The organism is Corynebacterium sp. HMSC064E08 (assembly GCF_001811805.1).
Lineage (GTDB): Bacteria > Actinomycetota > Actinomycetes > Mycobacteriales > Mycobacteriaceae > Corynebacterium > Corynebacterium jeikeium_D.
Window position 1 is genome coordinate 1 of sequence record NZ_KV806700.1, and the last position, 20,284, is coordinate 20,284.

The following is a 20,284-nucleotide window of genomic DNA, read 5'->3' on the forward strand; positions in this document are numbered from 1 at the left end:
TGGTCTGGTTACGCATATAAGAGACACGCCCTAGCCCATGACAATTAATTGCAGGGTCTAACCACCCTGCTACCCCTATCCGAACACTTCCTTGCTACACATTTGCGGAACACTTTTCATAGATAGGGATATGCCGGTAGCCTGTTTTCCATGAAATTTGGAGCACAAGCTACCGGCATTGCCACTTTTAACAACGATACTGTTCTCGACGTCTGGTTCCCCGCCCCCAAGCTCATCGAGGAGGGCACAGCAACCTCCACCACGACCGGAACCATCGACGCCGACGCACTGCCCGAAGATTTCACCTACCTCGCAGATCTGGCCGTAGCCGATGCGGACCGCGGCACCACCCGCCGTCTGGTCACAGCTACCATCGCTTCACTCGATGACGCACCAGTCGACACCATTGATGCCTACCTGCGCCTCCATCTGCTGTCCCACCGCCTGGCCACCCCCAACAGCATCAACCTGGACGGCATCTTCGGCAAGCTCAACAATGTGGTGTGGACGAATTTTGGCCCCTGTGCTGTCGAAGGCTTCGAGGTAACCCGAGCCAAGCTGTCACGCCGCGGGCCTGTCACCGTCTACTCCATCGATAAATTCCCCCGCATGGTCGACTACGTCACTCCCACCGGAGTCCGCATCGGTGACGCTGACCGCGTGCGCCTAGGCGCCCATCTCGCAGAGGGCACCACAGTCATGCACGAGGGCTTCGTCAACTTCAACGCAGGCACGCTTGGACACTCCATGGTGGAAGGCCGTATCTCTCAGGGGGTCGTCGTCGACGACGGCTCCGATATCGGCGGTGGTGCGTCCATCATGGGCACACTATCCGGTGGGGGGAAGGAAGTTGTGTCCGTCGGTAAGCGATGCCTACTCGGTGCGAACGCTGGACTCGGAATCTCGCTCGGCGATGACTGCGTACTCGAAGCCGGGCTCTACATCACTGCCGGCACCAAGTGCCTCGTTGCCCTGGACGGCGTGAAGAAGACGCTCAAGGCCCGCGAGCTCTCGGGCGGATCGAATATGCTCTTCCGCCGCAACTCGCTCTCTGGTGCAGTCGAGGTTGTGCCGTGGGCTGCCGAAAAGGTGAAGCTCAGCGCGGAGCTGCACGCTAACTAAGGGGTGGTCGGCACGTCTGCCGGGGCCGCGATATTCCGCGCGCTCCGGTAGGCACGTCGCTCACCAGTGACGGGGTCGACAAAGGCCAGCGCGGTCGCCGTCAATCGCAACTGCGGCGTGTACTTTGGCACGCCACTCGCGCTTGCCGACGGTCCCTGCGCCCCCGCTTCCCGGCCATAGGTATCCTCACCGAGAATTGGATAGCCTAGCCAGTCCAACGTCGCCCGCAGCTGATGCGTGCGGCCCGTATGGGGCTGTAGCCGCCAGCGCCCCACCTGCATGCGGCTGCCGCAATGCCCACAACCACAGCCGACTGCGTGCAGCGGAATGCTGGCGCTGGTCACACCACCGCCATGGCTGTTCGCCAGCACATCGCCGATGTCCGCTGCTACCGGGCCGAGGAAGGTCACGGTTGTGCGTGCGAGCTTGAACTTGGGATTCTTCGCGGCAGCGCGAGCAGTATCGTCGGTCTCCACAACTTTTACTCCGCGTCCCGCAGGGTTGGGATCGAGCAGAAGCGTGACCTCCCGGGTTTCCCCCACATGCCAATCATCGGGCATCACGGTGAGGCATTCGTATTCTTTGGTGATTTCCTGGTTTTGGAAAAGCTGCTGGTAACGCGCACGGGTAGCCGGATTCCGGGAAAGCAACAGTAGCCCACTGGTCAGCAGATCCAGACGGTGGACGGCCACTATCTCCGGTTCCCCGAGACTACGTCGCAGTCGCTCCTGCACGGTATTGGCCACGATGCGGCCATTGGGAGTCGCCGGCAGAAAAGGCGGCTTGTCTACGACCAGAAACTCATCGGTGTCGGCCACAATTGCCGGCTCAAAGGGGATGTACTCCTCGCGCTCGTGAGCGGCAGCATCGACTTGCGCTGTCTGACGGTTCTTCTCAAGGCCCCACCAAGCATCTCGGTTACCTGCGGCACGTCCCACGGCACACTCCCTTTTTCATGATTTGGTCTATGCCGATGTCGGCACCGTTTGCAGCATTCGGCCTACTCGGGCCAGCACATCTGGCCGGGCTAGCCGCGAATACGCGCTGCGGCCGCTTCGATGTCGTTGAGCGTTGCTGTGAGCCCCACCCGCACGTGCTGCGCACCCTTGGGGCCGTAGAAGCTACCCGGTGCGACCAGGATGCCACGTTCGGCCAGCCAATCAACCGTCTGCCAGCAGTCTTCCCCGCGCGTAGCCCACAGATAGAGCCCGCCCTCGGAGTCGTCGATACGAAAACCTGCGGCTACCAGTGCATCGCGCAGAATCTCACGGCGGTCACAGTAGCGCTGCTTTTGTTCAGCCTCGTGGGAGTCGTCGTTAAGCGCGGCGATCGTGGCGTGCTGGATGGGCCCCGGCATCATCAGCCCCATGTGACGGCGCACGGAAACCAGCTCGGCAATAAGGTCCGCATCGCCGGCGAACCAGCCGGTGCGGTACGACGCCATGTTCGACGTCTTGGACAGCGAGTGGATAGCCAGCAGGTTGGTGAAATCACCGTCGCACACTCGCGGGTCGAGAATACTGACTGGCTGTTCAGTCCAGCCGAGCCCCAGGTAGCACTCGTCAGAGGCAACAATGACGTCCCGAGCACGCGCCCACTCAACCACCTTGCGCAGGTGTTCAACACCGAGGACCTTGCCGTTGGGGTTGCCCGGGGAATTGATGAACATCAGCGTCGGCGAGGCGGGGCCGATTTGCGTCAGCGAGTCCGCACGCAGCAGCTCAGCGCCTGCGATGCGAACGCCGACCTCGTAGGTGGGATATGCCAGCTCGGGGATGACGACGGTGTGCCCCGCGCCTACGCCGAGGAGGAAGGGAAGCCAGCCAATCGCTTCCTTGGTGCCGATGACCGGAAGCACATTGCCGCCATTAACCGCTGACTCCAGTCCCGTCACGCCGTAGCGCCGCGCCATCGCTGCAACAATCGCAGCACGTAGCTCAGGCGTGCCGACGGTCTGTGGGTAACCCGGTGCGGCAGCACCTTCGGTAAGGCCCTTCCGGATTATCGGAGCGACTTCATCGACTGGTGTGCCGACCGAGAGATTCACCATGCCCTCTTCATGCGCAGCCGCAGTGGCTTTCGCCTGCGTGAGAGAATCCCACGGAAACTGAGGCAAAAGAGAACCGGGAGTTACGCGCTTGCGGGCAGCTGACATGGGCGGTGATGAAGTCCTTCCCGGGAAAGAAATAGCTTTAGTCCTCTGTGGTTTTAGTCTTCTGCCTGCGGCGGCAGAGCTGCCACGAATGGCACATCGAAGTCCTGGGGGCCGAGCTTGGCGGCACCGCCCGGGGAACCCAGCTCATCGAACCAGTCGACATTGGCATCGATGAATTCAACCCACTCATCCGGAACATCGTCCTCGTAGAAGATGGCCTCGACGGGGCAGACCGGTTCACAAGCGCCGCAGTCCACGCACTCATCAGGATGAATGTAGAGCATGCGCTTGCCCTCGTAAATACAGTCAACCGGGCACTCTTCAACACAGGCACGGTCGAGGACGTCAACACATGGCTGGGCAATGATGTAAGTCATGGTTTTAGGTTTAAGAACCTTTCTCACAAGATATGGGATGAGGCTTTCGCTATCTGTCGATTATGCCGTTCCGACGAGAAACAGAGCAAAATAGACAGAGCGGTATATTCAGATTGGAGTCTACACCCAACGTGGGTGTTGTTATCAACTGGCTCCAGAAAGGGTCACATTGATGCGGGCCTGCCCTGCATCAATTCCTCACCGTCTCCTGCAGTATCCGCTGCAGTTTTCCGCTAGAGTGCCCGCAGATGGCGCAGTGGCCAGGCACCGCCCAGCACACCGCAAACAAGCAGCAGCACTGTTCGCAACCACTGCCCCATTGCCAAATCACCACCGAAGGGCAGCACTGCCCACAGCAGAATGCCTGCAAAACCCAGCACCCAGATGACAGTCGGAATTGCAGCTTTGGAGCGATCACGAGTCCACAGCAACGCTGTGTTGGTAATGATCAGATTGGCAATATAGGCCAGCGGAATGGTCCACGGCAACGGAATAGCAACCGAGCCGATGGTAATCCACGCTCCGAGGAAAACGACTTCAATCACCAACGCTGCCAACGCAGCCAGCGACAGCCAGACTAGCGCTACTGTGACCTCCCCCTGATGGAAGTTCTCGCGTGGCTGCGAACGTTCCGGGTCACCCCAATAGCGCTCATCCCCGAATGTGCGCTTTTCAATACTCAAGCGCTCGTTCTTCAACTTTCCGCCAGCAGCGTTAATCAAGTCTTCGCTTTCGTGAGGCTGAGGGTTACTCATCGTCCGCACTCCCCTCCGCTTCCAGATCCACACTCGGTACAGAATCGACGCTCGCTACCGGCTCTGGCAGTAATTGGATATTCACCAGCTCCCCCAGCTCTTCCAGGGACGCAGCGGTCGCCGTACCAAAACGGTATGCCTCAATCGGTGTCACCGGCTGACACAGCAAATTGGAAAACGCCCAGACGGCTCGCGCACGACCAGAGCCGTCGGTCTGCCCATAGACAGCATCAGGATTGACCTCGCTGACGGAACCATCGGCGAACCACACTTGTGTCGCATGCGCGCGCATGGCCTCAACCTTGGCCGCCACAGCGGCATCATCCAGCTGAACCTCGAAATGGCCGGTCACGGTAGCGAAGTCGTCGACATCGCATGCCTGCCAGATTTCCGGCACCACGGTAATGGCATCCAGTCCCGCCGCCATTGCCTCACGATCGGTGACCGCCCACAGCGTCGGAAAGCGATTTCCGCACGCCGCGACAGTGATATCGTGTGCGCGAATGTGGTCCGGGTGCCCATAGCCACCATCGGCATCGTAGGTAATGACCAGATCTGGCTGCAGCTCATCGAGGATGGTGCGTAGCTGGGCGACCGCCTCATCACCCGAGTTCACGAACGCACGGGGATGCTCATTGCCCTTGTCCCCTGCCATACCGGAATCACGCCAACGCCCGGCACCACCGAGGAAACGTGGCGCATTGTCTGGGCCATTGGCCCCCAGCGCACGCAGCGCCGAGCGCAACTCGGCGACGCGGAAACCGCCCAACTGGTCAGCTTCATCAGCAACTAGCCCCTGGTACGGCGCGCCGATGACCTCTCCCAGCTCGCCCATCGTGCAGGTCACTACGCTTACCGACGCTCCGGAGCGCGCGGCAGCCGCAATCAAACCACCTGTCCAAATGGACTCGTCATCTGGATGTGCGTGAACAAAAAGTAACTTCACGGGCTTTCTTACTTCCCCTTGTTCTCCTGGTCGGCGTTATCGCGGACTTCTTGGTTCTGACCCGAACCGTCCTGCTCAGTATCTTCGCGCGGATTATCTCCCGGTTGAGAATTCTCCGACGATTCTCGAGTCCCGCTTTGCGTCGCGACTCGGCGAATCTCACCCAGAACACCGAGGCGGCCCAACACTGGGTCATCGGTCCACTGCGAAGAGTCCTTCCGCCCGGTAATTGTAATTTCCGGGCTGACCACCGTCAGCAAGCCGTCTTTCACCAAGGTCAGCTCGATACTGTGACCAGCAATGATATCGGCAAGTTCAGCGGGCAACGCAGAACTGTCGGGAGCGAGCAGCTCATCAACCTGCGGGTCACAAAGGCCGGAAAGATTCTCGCTCCGAGCAGACGATTTCGGAGCAACAGGTACTTCGCTGAGATCAGCCGGTTCCGCTGAGGTAGAAGATGCGGACTGCTCAGACGATGTTGTCCCGTCCAGCGAGCTCTGTTCTTCAGCACTCTTTTCCCAATCTCCGCTTGGCGCAGGCTTTGTCGAACTGTCAACGCCCTCAGACTCAGACTCGGATTCTGACTCAGACTCAGACTCAGCAGCCGACTCTGCGCCTGCTTCATCCAAGTCCTTCGGCGGTAGCGAACTGATCGAGCCTTCCGTACACGCATAGCGTTCCCGGGCCGCCTGGACGGAATTGGGCTGCTCTGCCCATGCCACCACGGCATCGACGGTTCCGTAGGGCAACGAAGACCGCAGCATGTCCGCCGGAGAATACGAAACAACGGTGGCGGGGATACCAGCTGCAGTCAACTGGTCAGCGACCGCAAAAGCCGCAGCGCGTGCCGCTATACCGTCGCTAATGATGCCGATTCGTAGCGGATTGTCCTCGGTAAATCCGGCCTGAGGTGCCTCGGATTTCTCCTGTTCACCACCGTCACCAGAACCACCCGCGATTCGGCGTCCGGTGGCCACCTCTGAGACCTGTGCAACGTTGATGGTGCGCAGAATGGCCCGGCGGACGGACTCGTCGGCAAGCCTGCTCGACGCGAGGTTGGTACTGAAAACCAGTTCCCGGTTGGGCTCATGGAAGAACTCAGCAACACCGGGGACCAGACCGTACGTCAGCTCAGAGGTCTCCGTCGGACGGACCTGCACGGCCTGGATCTGCTTCGAACGCAGTTGCTCCGCACCATCGATGGCACTACGCATGGCACGCAGCGTAATAACCTCCGAGGCTGCTGGCTGCTCACCCCAGTAGCGGTCATTTCGAACCAGTCGAATGATGTTGCGGCCGACATCCATCGACTCGACGGTGTACTGCCCACCGGAGGCCGGGAAACGGCTAGCCAGCCCTTCGGAAAAACCATCAGTGTTCGACCGCATCAAATGCGCTGGCAAGAGATGTGCAAACAGGCGCTGCCAATGCGTAATCGGCTGAGTGAACGTCACATCAATCTGACGACCTCCGTCGGAGACATCAATGGATTTAATCAGCTCATAAGTCGCCGTATCCAGCGATCCTGGCGTGGACGTGACTTGGGAAAATAGGTAGCGGAAGTCCTCGCCACTGATTGGCGTGCCATCGCTCCACTGCGCCCCTTTTCGAATGCGGTAGCGGACATGCTCTGCCGCTACCGTCGGATCCGTGATGTCAACATCGGCCGCTTTTCCGTTTCCAGCTCCGTTTCTGGCGTCACCGTCTTTGCTGTCATCACTCTCGATGACCTGCACGGAATCCAGCAAGTCGGAGTTGAGCAGCCATTGGGGAGCTCCTGCCGAGCGAGCATTGGCAGCGTTATCCACCACTCCGGGAGCTTGCGCGGAGGCACTGGCGTCACCAGCCTCGCCCTCAACCGGCGCAGGGGTAAAAACACTAGGCAGTGTCAGTCGCGCTACCAGGCTGGTCACCGGGGAGACGTCGGCAAGCAAATGCGGATTGAAACCTTCGACAAACTCGTCGACACCGACCGTGACTTCACGCATCTTTTTGGCTTGGTCAGCGGTGTCTTCCTGTTGCACCGGCGCTTCCTGCTGCCCGGGCACAGTCGGAGCGTCCGACGGGCGAGCCATGCACGAAGACGCCAAAGCCGCCGTCACGCAGAGTGTCGATGCTACGAAAAATCGACGAGAAGCTGCGTGACGACGGCTGCGAATAAACATATTCACGAGATTACTCGACACCTGGCCGAGTCAGTTACCCCGAGACTGGTTTTCAGGTGGCTCAGTCCCCTAGCAACCCGAATTACTTCTTATTCATGGCCTTCGCGCGGGAACGAGCGCGAGCGCGATCGGTGGCGCTGAGGATCTGCTTGCGTACGCGAATGCCCTCCGGGGTGACCTCAACACACTCGTCAGCGCCACAGAACTCCATAGCCTCATCGAGGGAAAGCTTGTGCGCCTTCTCCAGAGTCACGGTCGCATCAGCCGAGGCTGCGCGCATATTGGTCAGCTTCTTTTCCTTGGTGATGTTGATGTCCATGTCCTCATCACGCGGATTCTGACCAACGACCATGCCCTCGTAAGCCTGGTCACCCGGCTCGACGAAGAAGGTACCGCGGTCAGAAAGCTGAATCAGCGCGTAAGCGGTGATCTGGCCGGTACGGTCAGCCACCAGAGATCCCGTCGGACGGTCCTTAATCTCGCCTGCCCACTCGCCGTAGCCGGCCGAGTAGTGATTGGCGATACCGGTGCCCTTGGTCTCCGTCATGAAAGTAGTGCGGAAGCCAATCAGACCGCGGGACGGAATGAGGAACTCCATGCGCACCCAACCGGTGCCCTGGTTACCCATCTGCTCCATGCGCCCCTTACGAGCCGCCATCAGCTGAGTGACAGCACCCAGGTGCTCTTCTGGAACATCGATGGTCAGGTGCTCGTACGGCTCCTGAACCTTGCCGTCGACGGTCTTAGTAACAACCTGCGGCTTACCGACGGTCAGCTCAAAGCCCTCACGACGCATAGTTTCAACCAGAACGGACAGCGCCATTTCACCACGACCCTGCACCTCCCAGGCATCCGGGCGCTCGGTCGGCAGCACGCGCAGCGAGACGTTACCAATCAGCTCCTGGTCCAGGCGGGCCTTGACCATACGAGCGGTCAGCTTATCGCCGCCACCCTGGCCTGCCAGTGGCGAGGTGTTCACGCCGATCGTCATGGAAATAGCCGGCTCATCGACCAGGATGCGCGGCAACGGGTCCGGGTGCTCGACATCACAGAGAGAGTCACCGATCATGACCTCGTCGATACCGGAGATAGCGGCGATGTCACCTGCAATGGCCTCTTCAGCAGGAACGCGGGTCACGCCGACGGTACGCAGCAGCTCCGCGACCTTCGCGTTCTTGACATGCTCATTGCCCTCGGAGTCGTAGTGAATCCACGAGATCTGCTGTCCCTTGCGGATACGGCCCTTGTGAATACGAATCAGACCAATTCGACCGAGGAAGGAGCTGGAGTCCAGGTTGGTAACCTGCGCCTGCAGCGGGGCATCAATCTCAGCGGACGGCTCCGGGAGCACCTCGGTGATGACGTCGAACAGCGGCTGCAGGTTCTCGGACTCCGGCAGGTTGCCGTTACCCGGGTTCTCGGTCGAAGCCTTACCGGCACGACCAGAGGCATAGAGTACCGGCAGCTCAAGGTTACGCTCAGCGACCTCAGCAGCTTCCGGGTCTTCCAGGGTGGAGGCTAGCTCGAGCAGCAGATCCTGTGCTTCCTCGACAACCTCGTCGATACGTGCATCTGGGCGGTCAGTCTTGTTGACGACAATGATCACCGGCATGCAGGCAGCAAGCGCCTTGCCCAGGACGAAGCGGGTCTGTGGCAGCGGACCTTCAGAGGAGTCAATCAGCAGCACGACACCGTCAACCATGGACAGTGCGCGCTCCACCTCGCCACCAAAATCGGCGTGACCAGGGGTGTCAATGACGTTGATGATGAGATCTTCGCCGTTCTTGCCCTCACCTTTTCGGCGAATAGCGGTGTTCTTCGCCAAGATGGTGATGCCCTTTTCCTTTTCAAGGTCACCAGAGTCCATCACTCGGTCTGCAACTTCTTCGTGGTCGCTGAAAACGCCGGACTGCTCCAGCATGGCGTTCACGAGAGTGGTCTTGCCATGGTCGACGTGTGCGACAATGGCGACATTACGGAACTCGGTATCGCTCACAGGCGGATAGCTCCTAACAAGCTAAGAGGACTAAAAGAAAAAAGATACGGCCTTGCCCTAAAGGACTGTCTTTACGACTGCCTTTAACGCCCCGCATCAACGCGTAATAAAGCGTTCTACAGTGTACTCCTTCTTAATGCCCCTGCACATCTGGCAGAGATTCTCGCAACCCCGAGCACCTATCCGTCATGCAAAGTGGCACTGCCGCGCCACCCTTAGGGATAAATTACCCCCTTACTGCACCCCCGCTTTACCGACAGCCATAACGGCATATCCGCCAGCGCCACAACGCTTCACGACGGCAATCTCTCAGCCCACCATGTGATAGATGTGACCAAATGCCATAGTTGTAACCCCACGGGATGAGACTTGACTTCACCCGCTTACACACTGCGAAACACCATTAACCCCATACATACGCATTTCGCCTCAATTTTCACAATCATCTCGTTCTACATCAAAAATCACTCTAATTAACTTGCGACACGCGGGAATCCGTGCGTTAATCTCCTGAGAAGATTCTGAACATTTCTTTTTCAAATCTTTCCATTTCACGTTGGAGTCGTTCTAAGATGAGCAACGATTCCGAAATTTTGATTCCGACTCCAATAGCCCACGAATGAGAGGTTCTTCACCGTGGTTTCGACTGGACGCTCCTTCCTGCGCCGTGCCGCAGCGACCTTGGGTGCAGCTGCAATTCTCACTGCGGGCATGACTCCCGCCGCTTCTGCTTCCCCGTCGCTGGACTCCCTGAACATCGCTTCGCCGAATCTCTACGGCAACGCGCGCGACATCATTAACTCCCCAGGCGTTCCTGAGGAAATTTCCAGCGCACTGAACAAGGGAATTGACTTCCTGACTGGTGAGGGCGAGGGCGAGCCGGGCTTCAAGGTTCCGGAAGGTGCCCCGAAGACCAACCAGTTCCTGCTGCCTACTGTTGCCGACAAGTGCATCGGCGGCGAAGGTCGTTCCTTCGGCCTGGCCACTACCGTTCCGGGCCCGGCAGACCTGCCTCTGCCAGGTGTTCCAGAAAACCAGCTTGGCTTCATTTTCACTGGCCTGGGCACCAAGCAGCTGGCTAAGCAGCAGGACACTGAGATGAATGTCTACTGGGTCAACGTTGCTAACGGCAAGTACGGCAAGACCACCCTGGAGAACAACGGCATCAACGCCGAGGAGGGCCCGGGCGCTGTCAACGGCACCGCTGACACGGGCAAGGGCGTGGTCATCGCTGTCATGCAGGGCGGTATCACCACTCAGGAAGAGTCTGGCGCGACCAACTGCAACTACACCCCGACCGCCGGTGTCTTCCCGGTCGGCCTGAACTAAGTTTTTCTAGTTCTCCCCTAGCCCTTTTTGCATCGCGTATGCAGAAAGGGCTTTTCTATGCCCAAAAAAGCAGCCCCCACACGTTAAGGTATTCGCATGTCCACTTCACCGGCTACTTCGGCTTCGACCGCGGCAGCTCCTGCGCTCTCCCCAATTCGCTCGAGTCAGGACACACATCCTCCGAAAGTCGAGACCTTTGACCTACGTGAAATGGTCAACACCGACCCCAAGGGCTTTCGGCGCAATGTCGACGAGTTCCGACCTCTCACACCCAGCCGCCTCTATATGCGCCGTGGGATGGATCATTCAAAGTTTGGATATCTTGAGTCATTCCTGCTTGCCGACGAAGGGTTGCGCATCAGCATTTATCACTTCCGTCCGGGCGTGAAGGTGGAACACCAACGCTACGTCGATATTGTCAGCATCGACCGAACTGATCCGCAGTGCTGGCGTATGACCGATTTGTACCTCGACATCCTGCAGGCACCGACCGATCCTGAGGCCATAGCTCCCCTACCTGTCGATGCGGCCACGCAGATTCGAGTTGAAGATGTCGACGAGCTCGTCGCGGCCCACACTCAAGGGCTGATTAGCGATGAACTCACCGAATTCGCTATCGAGACCACGCTGACTGCACGCGCCGCAATCGCTGCACACGGTGACAACATTGATGCGTGGATGCAGACTTTGAACCTCGATGCGACGTGGGCTGATGCTGTTGAGCTTTCGCCCGCAGCTTAAAATGACCACCTCAACAAGGAGTACCGCCCGTGTTCGATAACTTAACCGGCCCCATTCCTCCCGCCGGCCCTGATAGCAATGCGATCATCAAAGCCGTCCGAGCAGCATTTACCTCCTACTTTGAAGAGTCCAACCCCGGCGAAGCCCAGCTGACCTTCCTTGGCTCTGCGCCACTGAAGATGCTGCGCTTCGGACCTGACACAGACCGGATTGTCACCTATGCAACACTGGGTTGCAGTGCCGAGGCGATGCAAGATCCGTCCGCAATGGTGGTGGACACCAACTCTGGCCCGCGTGCCGAACTCATCTTGCCTATTCGTGGTGGACTGGACGAAGTCATCCGCCCGCTGGGTATTCTTGCCGCTTCCCCAAGCATCGAAGGCCTCGTCCTGACCGAGGGGGCACTTATTGACTTCGGCCAGCCACTGTGGGATCAGTCGCGCTTCACCGGTTTTGTGCTGCTCAAGGCAGAAATCCCGCCGGTCGCGGTGGAGGAAACCGAAGTCACAATCTTCCAGCCGGTCCCGGCCACGACCAACGAATTTGCCCTTGCTCGGGCTAAGGGCGTTGACGAACTGCGTCGCGTGTGGGAAACCCAAGGTGTCGACTTCACCGACCCGCACCGCACCAGCGCTGTATAAAAGTTAGCTTTTGTGATGGTTGCCGGTTATCTGCTCGTCGGCAAGCGATAAGTGCAACCTAGCAGTGACGTTTCGCGCCGCGACAGCGTGGTTTAGAGTATGGAATTATGGTAGTCAATTCGGCTAAAGACGTTCCTTTCCATGCGGCGCAGTCCTTTCGGTGGTGGCGGCTGGCGGTATATGTTTACGTCCCAGCACTAATCCTGACCGTGGTCAGTTCCCTATTGAAATGGGATGCGACTGTTACGGAAGCGGCAAAGGCCAACAACATCGAGGTTTCTGCTGCTCAGACCAGCTTGGCCGTGAGCTTCGCGTTTGCGATTCTCGCGCAGACGGCAACGGCGATTGCGTGCTGGTGGCTTGCTGGCAAACTCCTTGAAGGATCGACTGCAGCGCGCACGGTGCTGTCCGTGGCGGCGGCAGTTTTTGTCATTAATGCATCAATGACGCTGGTCGGAACGATTTCCCAGGTACGCTCCGGAGCCTCGTCGGTGCTCGGTTTGATTACAGCTGGCCTGCTGATTGTTGCCTCTATCATCGCCGCAACTGCAACCGCCCAGTCCTACCGCGGCGAGCGAAACCAGAAGTTCTTTGTGACGACGTAGGCAGCTCTTAGAGGTTTGGGACGGGGCGGGGATGCCTTCCAGGGCCTCCACCGTCCGCTTTAGGTCGGCGTACATTTTAGGTATGCCCACTGATACTGAGAGCGCCAGAAACATTTTGAATGGTCTCGCGTCCACCCAGTCCCAGCGCGAGGAACTATACAAGTATTTCCACCAGCACCCTGAGCTTTCCATGCAGGAGCACAGCACTGCAGACCGGATTATTCAGGAGCTCGAAGCTTCAGGTATTTCCACACATCGCATCGGAGACACCGGCATCGTTGCCATTATTGAGAACGGTGCCGGGCCGATTGTAGCTATGCGCGCAGACATTGATGCGCTACCGGTGAAGGAGACTTCCGGCAAAGACTACGCCTCCACAGCAACGCAGATTGATGAAAAGACCGGCACAGAGGTCCCCGTCGCCCACGCTTGTGGGCACGACTTCCACCTGATGTCTTTGCTCACAGCGCTGCAGGCTTTCAACGAAAACCTTGATCAGTGGTCTGGCACATTCATCGGTATTTTCCAACCCGCTGAAGAAACCGCCGAAGGTGCACGCGCAATGCTGGCGGCAGATCTGGAGAGGGCTATTCCGCGTCCCGATGTTTATCTCGGTCAACACGTACTAGCTAGCTTGCCCGGCGGTTATGTGGGAACTCGCCGCGGGCCTGTTCTCTCCTCTGCATTCTCGGTCAAGGTCACTGTGCACGGTAATGGCTCCCATGGATCCATGCCGGAGCTCAGTGTCGATCCCGTTGTCTTGGCATCCACCATTGTGATGCGTCTTCAGACCATTGTCTCGCGTGAGGTAGCGGCCACCGAGACCGCAGTGGTGACCGTTGGTGCGATTCAGGCGGGAACTAAGTCCAACGTCATCCCTGACTCCGCAGAGCTGCTCATCAACACTCGTGCCTACAACAGCGCCGTGACCGAACACCTCAAAGAGGCAATCGAGCGCATTGTACGAGCAGAATGTGTTGCTGCCCGCAGCCCTCAAGACCCGGAGTTCACTTACTACGACCGCTATCCCCTCACGAATAATGACGGGGATGCCACGAATACTGTGCGTGAGGCATTCGACGCGTACTTCGGTGAAGAAGTCTCCGACTTGGACGCCGTGCCCGCCTCTGAAGATTTCTCAATCATCCCCGATGCGCTTGGCGTGCCATATACGTACTGGGGGCTCGGCGGTTTCGCGGATGAGAGCAGCGCTGTTGGCAACCACAACCCGGCTTTTGCCCCTGATCTCCAACCCACTCTTGACCGGGGAGCAGAGGCAATCGTTGTAGCGGCCTGCGCTTGGTTGGCGAAATGAGGGTGTAATTAGCGAGGCTGATGCGTGCGGCTGCTGGCGAGCTGGTGGATGGTGTAGTGCCGGACTCGTGCGGGGCTCGTGCGGGACTCGTGCGGGACGGCCGAAAAAACCGGGGGTTAAGCGAACAAGTAGGCCCCGGCGCACGCCGACCGGACATGCTTCTTGCTACTTAACCCAAAAACTTACGGGCTGCAAATGTGAAACTGTATGAGTTTATGACACTTTGAAGCCGTTTTTCGGGCCATTTCTGTCATAAACGCAGTCAGTAACTCGCATCGCCCCACCGCCGCCGACCATAAACGCAGTCACTAGCGCGCGTTGGGGTTAAGAGACGAATTCTGAGTGACGCGGCGGCATGAAAAAGCCCCCGCCTTGGTAGCGAGGGCTTAGCGTTTGCGCTGCTGATTAGCGCTTCTGTGCGTCTGCGAGGATCTGTCGACCTGCGACCATGCGACAAATCTGGTTAGTGCCCTCGTAGATCTGGGTGATCTTGGCGTCACGCATCATGCGCTCAACCGGGAAGTCACGGGTGAAGCCGTAACCACCGAGCAGCTGCACGGCATCAGTGGTGACCTGCATAGCAACGTCAGAGGCGAAGGTCTTGGCGTTTGCGGCCATCAGACCCAGGCGAGCGCCGCCCTCAGCAGTGCCGCGCTCAGCGTTAGCGGCTGCGGTGTAGACCATGAGGCGAGCAGCGTCAATCTTCATACGCATGTCAGCCAGCATGAACTGGGTGTTCTGGAAAGCAGCGATCGGCTTGCCGAACTGCTGACGCTCCTGCACGTAACCAACGGCGTAGTCGTAAGCACCCTGCGCGATGCCCAGTGCCTGTGCACCAATAGTCGGGCGGGTGTGGTCCAGGGTCTCCAGGGCAGTCTTGAAACCGGTGCCCTCTTCGCCGATGATGCGGTCAGCCGGGATGCGGCAGTTTTCGAAGTACAGCTCCGCGGTCGGGGAACCCTTGATACCCAGCTTGTGCTCCAGGCCACCGACGCGGAAACCCTCGTCGTCCTTGTGGACCATGAATGCAGAGATGCCGTTGGCACCCTTCTCCGGGTCGGTGACAGCCATGACGGTGTACCAGGTGGAGCGGCCACCGTTAGTGATGAAGCACTTGGAGCCGTTGAGGACCCACTCATCGCCCTCACGGACCGCGCGGGTCTTCATGGAACCGGCATCCGAACCGGCCTCACGCTCAGTCAGTGCGTAGGAAGCCATTTCACCGTTGGCGATGTCCGGCAGGACCTTGCTCTTCAGCTCGTCGGAGCCCTTGAGGATCAAGCCCATGGTGCCCAGCTTGTTCACAGCCGGGATGAGAGAAGCCGAGCCACAGACACGAGCAACTTCCTCAATGACAATGCAGGCCGCAACCGAGTCCGCACCCTGGCCACCGAACTGCTCCGGCACGTGGACGGCGTTGAAGCCAGCCTCGTTGAGAGCCTTCAGGGCCTCCTCCGGGAAACGCTCATTCTCATCGACGTCCGCTGCGTACGGAGCAATCTGCTTCTCCGCCAGATCACGGATAACGGCGCGGAGCTCCTGGTGCTCCTCTGGCAGCTGGAACAGGTCGAATCCTGGGGTCAAAGCCATGTGGGTGTTCCTCCCGATTTAATGATTCCGATGTCGTGTTCGATATCGCGCTCTACGCATTTCTACGTAGCACTATCACCGCACGACGTATTTATCTTCGTTCGATACTAGTGGCTAACGCTTCGCTCTACCCGCGAAATTCGTAAAATTCTCGCGTTGCCGCTCGGCGCCCACAGAATAAACTGCGCGAGGAATTCCCGCAGCAGCGATGTCGCCCAGTACCTCAACGGCGTATAGGCCCCGACGACACACCAGGATTCCAGCCCCCGTTCGCGCATGAGCTTCGCTACCCGTGGCGCATGAAAATCACTGGTCACAACTACCGTTCCAGCGCTCAACGCACCGTCCATGCCGCGCATCAACTCGCACGCATAGTCAATGTTTTCCGACGTATTCGTCGATTGGTCCTCGGGGATCAACTCGATGTCGCCGCGCTTTACGACGTCCCCAGCGTTCGCCTCCAACCACTCCGCCATGGCATCCGCTTCGGAACTGATGGCATCTGTCACCGCTTCACTGCCGCGCCCACCGGAGCAGATGATTCGCTCGGTGCGCTCATCACACGCTGCTACTGCCCGCTGCAATCTTTTGGCCAGCAGGGCCGAGGGCCGATTGTTCTTCAATGCGCATCCCAGCACAATCACGGTGTGTGGCGGTACAGTTGGCTTTTTGGCAGCACATCGAAGGCGAACGGCCTCGAAAACTATCGCTGCGGCTCCTGGTACTGCGAGGCCGGCGAGCAGGGGCGTCGTCAAGCGATGCGATGCGCGGGCGTAATAGGCGCGGTAGCTGGCCAGCGTCCACGCGGCACCGACTGCGGGAAGAACCCACCGTGGAGGTCTGCGATTGGGCAGGCGTGGTGGGCGTAGCTCCGAACTAGCGGCGACACGTAGTCCGCCGACGAGGAGCATGGAACCGAAGCCTGCACCGAGGCACGCGAGCGTTTTTCTCATCAGAACTTCCACGTTAACTGTTCTGGGACGTTGATAGTCCAGTCGACGAGCTGTTGCGGATTGTGCTTGGCCATGTGCTGAGATTCCTGCTCGGCCCACATGTCCCAGTGTTCCTCGAAGTGGTCGTCGCGAGCCATGGCGCGGGCAAAGCGAGTCTGCGTGTCCAGCTCTACCCAGACTCCCCACGCGTTGCCGTCGCCGATGGCACGGGCAGCGGCAAGATTAGCTTCAGTGACAGCGCCGCAGCCTTCGACGATGAGAGAGCAGTCCGGTGGCGTCGGCACCCACTCAGCGAATTCGCCGGCGTACCAGTCCCAACGGCGATAACCACGCTCATCGGCCGGTAGCGCGGGGTTCAAAATGGTCTCCGCGACTGCGGCCGATGCTTTGTGCAGGCCGGACCAGCCCGGATAGACATCCTCCAAGTGGATAACTGGCCAGCCGAGGATACTGTGCAACTTTGCCGAAAAGGTGGTTTTGCCACTGCCGGAACGGCCGTCGATAAGCAGAATCATCGTGATCGAAACGCCTTTACTACGCCACGCCCAGGAAGCGGAACTCCCCGGCCCACACGGAAATACCGATTGCTGCGACGGCGATGGCGAGGCAGGCAGCCATGGTGACATAGTCACGCGCGGCCAATGTCGAGGTGTGCCACCACGTACGCTTAATCGGCGCGCCAAAACCGCGGGCTTCCATGGCGGTGGCCAGCTTGGTGCCGCGGCGCAGCGCAAACACCAGCAGAGCGAACACCTGGGAAATAGTGCGGCGGATTGCGCCGTGGTCACCCAAACCGCGTGCGCGACGGGCTCGGGTCAGCGCCTGCCAATCACTGATGAACAGACCGACGAGCCGCAGACTCGCCACCGTTGCCAGCACAAACCGGCTGGGCAGCTTGAGAACCTGCGCCAGCCCATTGCCTAGATCGGTGGGATCGATATTAGCTGTCAGCACGATAACTGGAGTACCGATAGCCAGCACACGCAACATGATCGCGAGGGCCAGGGAAATGGAATTATCCGTCACATGCGCAAGCAGAAAGGAGAAATACTCTTTGCCCTCCGGGTTGCCGTAGAGCGCCATCGAGATGCCCGAGATGGGCGCGGCGATGAGAAGCGGCAGGCTGCGTCCTAGAAAACGACGAAAACCCAAACCCGACAGTGGCACCAAGAAAAGCGTGCAGACAAGTGCCACCACTGCGGAGACCCAGTCGATGGAAATCAGCAGCGGTGTGGTGAGCAAGAATAGGCCCAGAACTCTCGCCACCGGGTTGACCGTCGCGAGGAAAGGCTGCTTGCTCTGCTCGGCGCTCTGCGTACCTTCAGCCGTACCGGCGGAACCGACTTCAGTCACGATTTCCCTCCTCCTTCGCCCTGGCCGCGCGAACCGCTATTGCTGCTCGGACCGGCCTGCTCCCCCGAACCACGCTGTCCCGGCGCCGCACGGCCTGACCGCTCCGGATGAAACGCATCCATGTCGACGACGTAGTCCCCCATTGCTTGGACCACCAACGGATCGTGGGTAATCGAAATAACAGTTCGACCGTCGTCTGCAAGTTGGCGAAGCAAAGTGAGCAGCTCGGTGAATGTCCGGCGGTCTTGGCCGAAGGTCGGTTCGTCGAGAAGCACAATATCCGGCGCTGTCGCCAGCATGGTCGCCACCGACAGACGTCGCTTCTCACCGCCGGAAAGCGAGAATGGATTCGCCTTGGTCAGGGCGGTTAGTCGCAGCCGCTCAAGTAATTCCTCGATGCGCTGATCAGTGTTGACACCGACAAGCTTGGGGCCAAGCTGCAACTCTTCCAGCACTGTGCCGGTGACGAATTGATGCTCGGGGTCCTGGAATACCGTGCCAATCCGAGTAGCCAACCTCTTCGATGGCCATTTCCACGGCGCGCTACCGCTGCCTGCCACTTGGACCGTGCCCGCCATCGGCTCAAGCAGACCGCCGAGCGTCAGCGCTAACGTGGACTTGCCGCTGCCATTGTGACCAACAATGCAGGTGGAAGCTTGAGATGGGATTGAAATTGATACACCGCGAGCAATCGGTTCAACAGTTTCGCCACCGCTGAACCAGGACTTCTTCGCGCCATAGCCGATGGCCAACTCGCGGGTTTCAATCGCGATGTCACCGCTAGGGTGCCCGTCCTGGTCGCAGGCAACGGAACGCGCGCCCGGCAGCGCGGGCGGAGCACCCGGAATCCACACCCCAGCATCCGTCAGAGCCTGCCCGTAGTCTTCCAAGACCCGATGCGGTGCACCATCGGCAATCACACCTCCGCGGCCCAGCACGATGATGCGGTCGACCACATCGACCCACGCATCCACTCGATGCTCGACCACAATCAGTGCCGCACCGGTCCTCTCCGCCGCAGTAATCGCAGCATCGCGTAGTACCGGCACACCGGCCGGGTCGATGTTGGCCGTCGGCTCGTCCAAACAAATGACCCGTGCGCCCATTGCCAGCACACCTGCCAATGCGAGGCGCTGCTTCTGCCCACCCGAAAGTCTGTGCGTGGGATGATCCAGCGGCAAATCCAGCCCCACCAAATCCAGGCTGGCGCGCACTCGGTTGCCAATCTCAGCTGGGGCAACGCCCAGGTTTTCCGCACCAAAGGCAACATCGTCGCCAACGCGAGCACTAATCGTCTGCGAGTCAGGGTCTTGCAGCACCAAGCCCACCGCGCCCCGTGCGGAAGCAGGAGTACGACCTTCAATCAGGAGCTTTCCGGTGGCTTCGCCATCGGAGTCGTCGCCAAGCACGCCAGCAATAGCGGCGAGCAGCGTCGACTTCCCCATCCCCGACGCGCCGAGCAACAGCACCTTTTCACCGCGCTCGATGTCCAGCGTGATGTCGTTCAGTACCGCAGCTTTGCGCCCCGCGTGCCGATATCCGAACCCCCGCGCGCTCACCGCAGGGACATTTCCGCTTGACGACGGCCCCCGCGTCAACGCCTCATCTGTCATCGATTTTCCTAGACGTCGTCGTGCCGCTCTCGCCCGATGGCAAAACGATCCAGCGCTCCAGTTGCCGCCAGTGCCTTAGCCAGGAAGTAAGCCAGCAGACCGGCGAGGACGGCACCCGACAGCGCCGTGGAGATCAGGTAGATGACGTTGAATTCGAAAGTCTTGGCCAGGTTGCCGGTGAAAAGCTCAAAAGTCCACGCGCCGACACCTGCCATGAGACCCGAGATAACCACGGTGACCAGGTTGTAGCTCTTATACGCCAAAATGAGGAACACCAGCTCCGCGCCGAGCCCCTGCGCCAAACCTGAGTACAGGGTGGAGATACCCCACTGGTTACCGATCAGTGCTGAAACCGTCGCTGCGATTACCTCGACGAAGATAGCGGCACCCGGCTTGCGAATGATGTACGCGCCGAGCGGACCGCCGAGGAACCACATACCAGCGACCAAACCGCCAAGACCAGGAGTAAGCGCGTTGACTGCTTCATAGCCCGCACCGCCGATGATGTTCCAGATAACAAAAATCAGGCCAACGGCCACGCCGATAACAGCTGCAATGATGATGTCAATATTTCGCCACGAGAAGTTAGTGCGCGCTGCACTCGCCGATTGCGTCATCCCACTTGCTC

The 20,284-nt window shown here is 59.3% G+C and carries 19 protein-coding genes; 6 read left to right on the top strand and 13 right to left on the bottom strand.

The window, feature by feature from the left end; translation table 11 throughout:
- The first annotated feature begins 150 nt into the window (after positions 1–150).
- Positions 151–1,122 (top strand): 2,3,4,5-tetrahydropyridine-2,6-dicarboxylate N-succinyltransferase, encoded by a 972-nt coding sequence (gene dapD, locus HMPREF2820_RS05610; protein WP_070437950.1) that lies wholly within the window; start codon positions 151–153, stop codon positions 1,120–1,122.
- On the opposite strand, the gene HMPREF2820_RS05615 is transcribed toward dapD, so the two are convergent.
- The 7 genes from HMPREF2820_RS05615 to typA all read right to left on the bottom strand — a co-directional run bounded on the left by HMPREF2820_RS05615 (position 1,119) and on the right by typA (position 9,516).
- Complete coding sequence (locus tag HMPREF2820_RS05615; RefSeq protein ID WP_070603243.1) at positions 1,119–2,060, bottom strand: pseudouridine synthase; 942 nt, start codon at positions 2,058–2,060, stop codon at positions 1,119–1,121. The two genes, dapD and HMPREF2820_RS05615, sit on opposite strands and share 4 nt — an antisense overlap.
- An 89-nt stretch (positions 2,061–2,149) precedes the next feature.
- Positions 2,150–3,277: a succinyldiaminopimelate transaminase gene (dapC, locus tag HMPREF2820_RS05620; RefSeq protein WP_070603246.1), complete on the bottom strand. Its 1,128-nt coding sequence runs from the start codon at positions 3,275–3,277 to the stop codon at positions 2,150–2,152.
- 53 nt (positions 3,278–3,330) lie between these two features.
- Complete coding sequence (gene fdxA, locus HMPREF2820_RS05625; protein WP_005509435.1) at positions 3,331–3,654, bottom strand: ferredoxin; 324 nt, start codon at positions 3,652–3,654, stop codon at positions 3,331–3,333.
- A 233-nt stretch (positions 3,655–3,887) separates the two neighbouring features.
- The gene (locus HMPREF2820_RS05630; RefSeq protein ID WP_016422392.1) at positions 3,888–4,409 is read right to left on the bottom strand and encodes a hypothetical protein; all 522 of its coding nucleotides are present in this window, start codon (positions 4,407–4,409) and stop codon (positions 3,888–3,890) included.
- Positions 4,402–5,355 carry an N-acetyl-1-D-myo-inositol-2-amino-2-deoxy-alpha-D-glucopyranoside deacetylase gene (mshB, locus tag HMPREF2820_RS05635; RefSeq protein WP_070603247.1) on the bottom strand — a complete coding sequence of 318 codons (954 nt, stop codon included), beginning with the start codon at positions 5,353–5,355 and terminating at the stop codon, positions 4,402–4,404. Before mshB ends, HMPREF2820_RS05630 begins: the two co-directional genes overlap by 8 nt.
- 8 nt (positions 5,356–5,363) lie before the next feature.
- Positions 5,364–7,520 (bottom strand): ABC transporter family substrate-binding protein, encoded by a 2,157-nt coding sequence (locus HMPREF2820_RS05640; RefSeq protein WP_070603250.1) that lies wholly within the window; start codon positions 7,518–7,520, stop codon positions 5,364–5,366.
- Positions 7,521–7,602: 82 nt separating this feature from the next.
- Complete coding sequence (typA, locus tag HMPREF2820_RS05645; RefSeq protein ID WP_070429521.1) at positions 7,603–9,516, bottom strand: translational GTPase TypA; 1,914 nt, start codon at positions 9,514–9,516, stop codon at positions 7,603–7,605.
- Between the two features lie 636 nt (positions 9,517–10,152).
- Here typA and HMPREF2820_RS05650 point away from each other — a divergent pair.
- The 5 genes from HMPREF2820_RS05650 (at position 10,153) to HMPREF2820_RS05670 (ending at position 14,147) form a co-directional block, all read left to right on the top strand.
- Entirely contained in the window at positions 10,153–10,845 is a 693-nt protein-coding gene (locus HMPREF2820_RS05650; protein WP_070603252.1) for an Rv1157c family protein, read from the top strand.
- Positions 10,846–10,941: 96 nt separating this feature from the next.
- Entirely contained in the window at positions 10,942–11,586 is a 645-nt protein-coding gene (locus tag HMPREF2820_RS05655) for a DUF402 domain-containing protein (protein WP_070603254.1), read from the top strand.
- Between the two features lie 29 nt (positions 11,587–11,615).
- Positions 11,616–12,227 (top strand): suppressor of fused domain protein, encoded by a 612-nt coding sequence (locus tag HMPREF2820_RS05660; protein WP_070603257.1) that lies wholly within the window; start codon positions 11,616–11,618, stop codon positions 12,225–12,227.
- A gap of 107 nt (positions 12,228–12,334) precedes the next feature.
- Positions 12,335–12,832 (top strand): hypothetical protein, encoded by a 498-nt coding sequence (locus tag HMPREF2820_RS05665; RefSeq protein WP_070603259.1) that lies wholly within the window; start codon positions 12,335–12,337, stop codon positions 12,830–12,832.
- Between the two features lie 82 nt (positions 12,833–12,914).
- The gene (locus tag HMPREF2820_RS05670) at positions 12,915–14,147 is read left to right on the top strand and encodes an amidohydrolase (protein ID WP_070603261.1); all 1,233 of its coding nucleotides are present in this window, start codon (positions 12,915–12,917) and stop codon (positions 14,145–14,147) included.
- A 405-nt stretch (positions 14,148–14,552) separates the two neighbouring features.
- On the opposite strand, the gene HMPREF2820_RS05675 is transcribed toward HMPREF2820_RS05670, so the two are convergent.
- The 6 genes from HMPREF2820_RS05675 to HMPREF2820_RS05700 form a co-directional block, all read right to left on the bottom strand.
- Entirely contained in the window at positions 14,553–15,737 is a 1,185-nt protein-coding gene (locus tag HMPREF2820_RS05675; protein WP_016422383.1) for an acyl-CoA dehydrogenase family protein, read from the bottom strand.
- Between the two features lie 107 nt (positions 15,738–15,844).
- A complete protein-coding gene (locus HMPREF2820_RS05680; RefSeq protein WP_070603264.1) occupies positions 15,845–16,690 on the bottom strand; it encodes a YdcF family protein in 846 nt (281 codons plus the stop codon).
- On the bottom strand, positions 16,690–17,205 hold the full coding sequence (locus tag HMPREF2820_RS05685) for a nucleoside/nucleotide kinase family protein (protein WP_070603266.1): 516 nt from the start codon (positions 17,203–17,205) through the stop codon (positions 16,690–16,692). Before HMPREF2820_RS05685 ends, HMPREF2820_RS05680 begins: the two co-directional genes overlap by 1 nt.
- A gap of 19 nt (positions 17,206–17,224) precedes the next feature.
- A complete protein-coding gene (locus HMPREF2820_RS05690) occupies positions 17,225–18,043 on the bottom strand; it encodes an energy-coupling factor transporter transmembrane component T family protein (RefSeq protein ID WP_070603268.1) in 819 nt (272 codons plus the stop codon).
- Positions 18,040–19,656: an ABC transporter ATP-binding protein gene (locus tag HMPREF2820_RS05695; RefSeq protein WP_070603270.1), complete on the bottom strand. Its 1,617-nt coding sequence runs from the start codon at positions 19,654–19,656 to the stop codon at positions 18,040–18,042. The genes HMPREF2820_RS05690 and HMPREF2820_RS05695 overlap by 4 nt, the downstream gene beginning before the upstream one ends.
- Positions 19,657–19,664: 8 nt before the next feature.
- The gene (locus tag HMPREF2820_RS05700) at positions 19,665–20,273 is read right to left on the bottom strand and encodes an ECF transporter S component (protein ID WP_049193647.1); all 609 of its coding nucleotides are present in this window, start codon (positions 20,271–20,273) and stop codon (positions 19,665–19,667) included.
- Positions 20,274–20,284 lie beyond the last annotated feature (11 nt).